Here is a 5,860-nt window from a genome sequence, read left to right on the forward strand (position 1 = left end):
CCAGTTCCCGATGCGTGGGCTCGTCCAGATCTCGGATGTGCATGTTCACGGCCATGACCCGATGGTAGCAGTTCGCTACCGTCTTCCCTCCAGATGCTGGGTGTCGACCTCGGGTGAGGAGGCTGTTGCGGCCGAGCTGGCGCTCGAGCCGACCTCACACCTGCCAGCGGATCGGGACGCGGGGATCGGGGACGTAGCTGCAGTACGTGCCGGTCCGCACCGTCCGGTCGAGGTGCTCGGCGAGCTGTGGATGGTGCTCGGCGATGCGGGCGAGCGCGTACCGGAGTGACCGTGTGACGCTGGCGCGGGCACGCTCGGAGGTCGCACCGGAGACGCGGGTGCGGCCTCCCAAGCCGTAGGCCCGCGACAGCTCCGTGATGAGGTAGTCGCGGTCCGCAGCGGCCAAGGCAGCCCGCTCGCTGTCGCCTCGGCGGCTGGCCTCGTCGATGTCCTCGTCCACCTCGGCGAGCCGCCGCCGGTAGGACTCGCGCGCACGGTCGTCGAGCACGGGGCCGAGTCCGTCGCTCGCCACGACGAAGAGACCGTCAGCGTCGATCGCCGTGGCGGTCGACGCCCCTGCCTCGGCCCCGACCACGTCCAGGACGTGGAACTCGCGTCCTGGCTGGGCGAGGAGGCGGGCGAGGTAGCGCATGCCCTTGAGGTCGCGCAGGAGCACCTCGTGCCCCGCGAACGTCACCGTCCGGGTGTCGCCGTCGAGTCGGAACACCGTCTCCGACCTCGCCGACCCGGTGGCGAGCTCGTCGACCGTCGTCGCGCCGGCGGTGGGACGGCTGCTCGCCTCGGGGTCGCTGCGACGCCAGGCACCGATCCGGTGGAGCGTTGCCGCCGCGGCGTGCGACTCCAAGGCAGCACGCGCACCGTCGCCTTCGGCGTGCGCGGCCTCGGCCAGGACCATCCGGGCCGCTGCGGTCTCGTACGGAGCACCCACCTCGCACCACGCGGTCACGGCGCGTTCGCACGCGGCCATGGCTGCGCGGTTGTCCCCGCCTGCGAGGGCGACGCGCCCTCGTGCGAGCGACGCGCTGGCGTCGAGGGCGCGACTACGGAACAACTGCGCGACGCTGCTCAGCTCGGTCGCGGCCCGTCGTGCTGCCGGGATGTCACCTGCCGCGACGGCGATCTCGACCTCGGCCTCGAGCAGCGGGGCGCGGCACAGCTCGGACCGTGGCGGGCGTTCCTTCGAGGGCAGATCGGCGGGCCGCTCGAGCGCCTCACGTATGAGCGCTCTGGCGCCCGCGACGTCGCCTTGCGCGAGCCGGAGGAGAGCGAGACCTGGCTGCGGGTCCCAACCGTGCTCGTGCGCACCGAGGAACGCCTCCTCGGCGCCGGCGAGGTCGCCCCTGCGCAGGCGGATCGTCCCGAGCTCGGTGAGCGGCCAGCCGTACTCGCGCCGCATCCACGGGCGGAGCTCGGCGCACGCGTGGAGGGCCTCCTCCTCGGCATCGTCACAGGCGCCACGCAGCCGCAGCATCTCCGCTCGGTGGACGCGGCAGCGGCCGTTGATACCGCCGAACGCGTCGTCTCGGCGCCACCGGTCCATGGCCTCCGTCCACTCCTCCGCCCGGTCGTACTGCGCGAGGCCCTGCATGGCGCAGATCAGCTCGCAGTACACCATCCCGATCGTCAGCGGATCGAGGCTGCTCGAGACGAGCGCGACCGCGGCATCGTCGAGCAGCTCCAGGCCCTGGTCGACGTGGCCGTCGAAGATGAGGAGCCTGGCGGTGGCGATCCGGCCGATCGCGACCGGCCCTTCGGCGTCGTGGCGTTCACCCACCTCGACCGTGCGGCTCGACCAGTGGCGGGCGGCCACGAGGTCACCGCACATGATGCGTTCGTAGGTTCGGACCATCGCCACGAGCGCGTGGACGCGGTGCTCCTCCTGGCCCTCGAGGAGGCGTTCGGCGCGAGTCAGCCAACCGCGGACCGGCGCCATCAACCCGGTGTCCATCATGAGGTACATGGCGAGCGTCGCCGCGGCGCCGGCCGCGCCGAGGTGATCGCCGGATGCGACGTGTGCCGCGTGGAGCTGTTCCCACGCGGTCAGCGACGCTTCGAGCTCGCCGGCGCCGTAGGCCGCGTACGCCAGCAGCTCGAGTTCGGCTGTGTCGAGCTCACGCTCCGCTTCGACGGTGCTGAGCAGGCGGAACGCGCCCGCCCAGTCCGCGTTCGCGAGGGCGTCTCGGGCACGCCCGGCGGAGGCGACGTCGGCGTGCTGGACCACTTCCAAGGCGGGTGTCCTCCGTGCCGCAGGGTAGAGCCGGGGCCGGCCGTCCGGGCTGGTTGCGCCTGGCGGCCTGCGACCGTCGCCACCACAGCGGCCTTGTCACCGCCGTAACACGTCTTCTTCCGCCCTGAAGGTGTCGAGCGATCCAACGGGAGCGAGCCCGACGCATCACCCGCAGTTCGATCCCGCCCGTACGACGATCCGCGACGACAGGACGCCACACCATGAAGGAAGCACTCGCCGACCTACCGATCGAGCTGAAGCAGGGCGAGCTCGTCACACGCTACGTCGAATGGGGCGACATGGGCGTCCGCTACGCACGGGTACCCGCAGGCACCGACATGAGCCCCGTGCTCGAGGGTCTGCCGGGCGACCGATGCCCCAGCCACCACTGGGGCATCGTCCTCGAGGGAGCCATCACGATCCTGGACCAGGACGGTGCGGAGGAGACCACGTCCGCCGGCGAGGCGTACTACTGGCCGGCAGGGCACACCGCGTCCACGCTCGTGGACACCGTGTTCCTGGAGGTGGGTCCGGTCGAAACCATGCGCCAGTTCAGCGAGCACGCCAAGGCCAAGTTCGCGTGAGGGTCTGAGCGGGGCAGCTGTCAGGCGCCGGCGGCCTCGGCGACGGAGTCGATGCCGGGGGCGTCGTCCCCTTCGTCGAGCCACCGCCTGACCACCTCGACGTAGTCACCCGGCGCCTCCAGCTGTGGCACGTGTCCGACGGTCTCGAACACGTGCACGTCCCAGTCAGGCCGACGGTCGACCAGTCCGTCGACGACGGCGCGGCCGACGAGCCGATCGGCGTCACCCCAGAGCAGGAGCGTCGGCGCGTCGACGCGGTCGATCGCGGCGCCGATCCGACGGCGATCGATCGTCACCGCGCGCACGACCGAGGTGGCGGCTTCGACGAACCCGTCGAGGCGCCACGGCTGCTCGCGCCCCCAGTCGAGGCTCTCGGCCCCGAGCGCCGCGATCTCCGGCGAGATCCGACCCGGGTCGCCGTGGACGAAGTCGACGGTCTCCTGCCACAGCGACTCGCCGGTCCCCCGTTGCCAGGCGAGCTTCAGTCCCGCTCGTCCGATCGGCGGGACCACGAACGGGGCGAACCGAGCGAGGGTCTTCGGAGCGATGCTGCGGCTCGCCCGCAACGGCCCCGGGAGGGCCGGGTCGACGAGCACCAGACGTTCGACACGGTCCGGCTCGAGCCCGGCGAACAGCACACCGAGCAGCCCACCCATGGAGTTGCCGTGCAGCACGACCCTCTCCAACCCGAGCGTCCGGGCGAAGGCGCGCAGGAACCGGGCGTTGATCGGTGTGCGGGAGGCTCGCGGCCCCGGTGGCCGGGTGCGACCGAACCCCGGCAGGTCGGGGGCGACCACCGGGCCGTGCTCGCTGAGCGCGGTCATCACCTCGAGCCAGTTGGACGACGAGCCCCCGAGGCCGTGGACCAGCAGCTGCGTCGGCGCGTCGGGCGGTGCGCCGACGGCGGCATCTCGGCGCAGGACGTGGACGTCGGTGCCGTGCACCGCCACCACCTCGCTGCGGGTGCCGGTCCATCGGTCGGCGCGGGTGCCCCAGTCCTCGTGCTGCACGTGTCGCTCCTCGGTGTCGTTCGCGTCACCCGGCCGCGTCGCGGGCCGTGCGGCTGGTTCGGTCCGCTAGCTCAGCAGACCTGCGAGCTCGGCTGGCGTCGTGACGGGACGTTCGCAGGCCAGGTCCCTGCAGACGTAGGCAGCAGGTCCGCCGTCGACCTCTCCGCGGGCGGCCAGGACCGGCACGCGGTCCCCGTGGTCCGGGTCCGCGACCACGATCACCACACCGGGACGCGGGACCCGGGACGCCTCGTCCACCAGGGCCTGCCGGGTCGGACCGGGCCGGCCGACGATCGCGATCTCCTGGGTGCCGGCCGCCAGCGCCTCGAGCTGGCGCAGCAGCCACCCGTACCCGGTGGGCATCCGACCCGCGGCCGACACCATGCTGCGGATGCCCCGCTCGGCGCGATCCCGCCACGTCAGGTCGCCGGACAGGCCGGCGAGCTGGAGGCACGCCTCGACCATCACCGACGTGCCGGCGGGGGTCGCGTTGTCCCAGGAGTCCTTCGGCCGCGTGTAGAGGTCGTCGGCCCCCTCCGCGGTCTGGAACCACCCGCCGTCGGTGGCGTCGACGAAGCGGGCATCGGCGTCGGTGGCCAGCGCGATCGCGCGGTCGTACCACCGGCCGACCCCCGTCGCGCCGAGCACCTCGAGGTCAGCGAGCGCCAGGGCAGCGACGTCCTCGAGGAAGGCCGGGATGCGAGCGACGCGCTCGCCGTCGACCAGCGACGAGGTGTGCTGGAGCGCACCGTCGACGACGTGGACCTCGTGGAGCCGGTCGAGGCAGGTTGCGGCAGCTTCCACCCAGGACGGCTCGTCGAGCAGCCGTCCGGCACGTGCCAGCCCGAGCGCCGCGAGCGCGTTCCAGCTGGTGAGCACCTTGTCGTCGACACCGGGTGGGATCCGCTGCGCCCGGTGCGCCAGCAGATCGCGACGGACTGCATCCCACGCCCGGTCGAAGGCGTCCGGGTCCTCGCCGAACTGACCGGCGAAGGTCACACGGTCGACCGGCTCGTGGAGGATGTTGGTGCCCTCCCAGTTCCCGCCCGGCGAGACGCCGAGGAAGCTCGTCCACCGTTCGACGTCGTGTCCGTGGCGTTCGAGCACGGCCGTGAGCTCGTCGTAGGGCCAGACGAAGTAGCGGCCCTCGACGCCCTCCGAGTCGGCGTCGGTCGCGGCCACGAACACGCCGTCGTCGGTGCGGAGCTCGGTGAGCAGGTAGTGGGCCGTCGAGCGCGCCACTCGGGCCAGTTCGACGCGGGCGTCGCCGTCGGTGAGTGTCGCGGCTTCGGCGTAGGCCGGCAGGAGGAGGGCGTTGTCGTAGAGCATCTTCTCGAAGTGCGGGACCAGCCACGCCGCGTCGGTCGCGTAGCGGGCGAACCCGCCGGCGAGCTGGTCGTGGATGCCACCGCGCGCCATCGCCGTGAGGGCCTGGACGGCGGCCTGGAGCGGCGGTCCCTCCCCCGTCCGGGCGTGCCGGTGCAGCAGCCAGCTGATCGTCATGGCCTGCGGGAACTTCGGCGCACGCCCGAACCCACCGAGTCGCCGGTCCCACGCAGCGGACAGCACGCCGTCGGCAGCTTCGTCGGTCACGCCGAGGTCGATGGCGTCGGCGACCTCGACGTCGCGGTGTTCGGCGAGCCGGGCGGTGATGGTCGCCGCGGAGCCGAGGACCTTCTCGCGCTGCTCGTGCCAGGCCCCGGACACCGCGTCGAGGACCTCGGGGAAGGAAGGCATGCCCTGGCGCGGCTCGCGCGGGAAGTAGGTCCCCGCGTGGAACGGCTGCCCGCCCGGGGTCAACCAGACACTCATCGGCCACCCACCGTGACCGGTCATCGCCTGCGTGACCGCCATGTGGACCGCGTCCACGTCCGGACGCTCCTCGCGGTCGACCTTGACGTTGACGAACGCCGCGTTCATCTGCGCGGCGACCTCGTCGTCCTCGAAGGACTCGTGCGCCATGACGTGGCACCAGGGTTCGGTCTCCAGTGGCAACTCGAGTACCCCACGGAAAGGAA

The 5,860-nt window shown here is 72.3% G+C and carries 4 protein-coding genes; 1 reads left to right on the forward strand and 3 read right to left on the reverse strand.

What is annotated here, in order from left to right; genetic code table 11:
* Positions 1–154: 154 nt before the first annotated feature.
* Positions 155–2,248 (reverse strand): hypothetical protein, encoded by a 2,094-nt coding sequence (locus WEB03_RS02690; protein ID WP_368069427.1) that lies wholly within the window; start codon positions 2,246–2,248, stop codon positions 155–157.
* 221 nt (positions 2,249–2,469) lie between these two features.
* Between WEB03_RS02690 and WEB03_RS02695 the strand changes: the two genes are divergently transcribed.
* Positions 2,470–2,832 carry a hypothetical protein gene (locus tag WEB03_RS02695; RefSeq protein ID WP_368069428.1) on the forward strand — a complete coding sequence of 121 codons (363 nt, stop codon included), beginning with the start codon at positions 2,470–2,472 and terminating at the stop codon, positions 2,830–2,832.
* A 20-nt stretch (positions 2,833–2,852) separates the two neighbouring features.
* Here WEB03_RS02695 and WEB03_RS02700 read toward each other — a convergent pair whose 3' ends face one another.
* Both WEB03_RS02700 and WEB03_RS02705 read right to left on the reverse strand, forming a co-directional pair.
* Positions 2,853–3,842, reverse strand: coding sequence for an alpha/beta fold hydrolase (locus WEB03_RS02700; protein WP_368069429.1), 990 nt, complete (start codon positions 3,840–3,842; stop codon positions 2,853–2,855).
* A gap of 66 nt (positions 3,843–3,908) precedes the next feature.
* Positions 3,909–5,860 (reverse strand): thioredoxin domain-containing protein (locus tag WEB03_RS02705; RefSeq protein WP_368069430.1); only part of this gene is annotated, 1,952 nt, incomplete at its 5' end.

It is taken from the genome of Nitriliruptor sp. (assembly GCF_040882075.1).
In the GTDB taxonomy this organism is placed as follows: domain Bacteria; phylum Actinomycetota; class Nitriliruptoria; order Nitriliruptorales; family Nitriliruptoraceae; genus Nitriliruptor.

What these genes read in the sequence shown, in the direction of transcription:
- WEB03_RS02695 (WP_368069428.1), top strand. Translation starts at nt 2,470, where the DNA reads ATGAAGGAAGCACTCGCCGACCTACCGATCGAGCTGAAGCAGGGCGAG.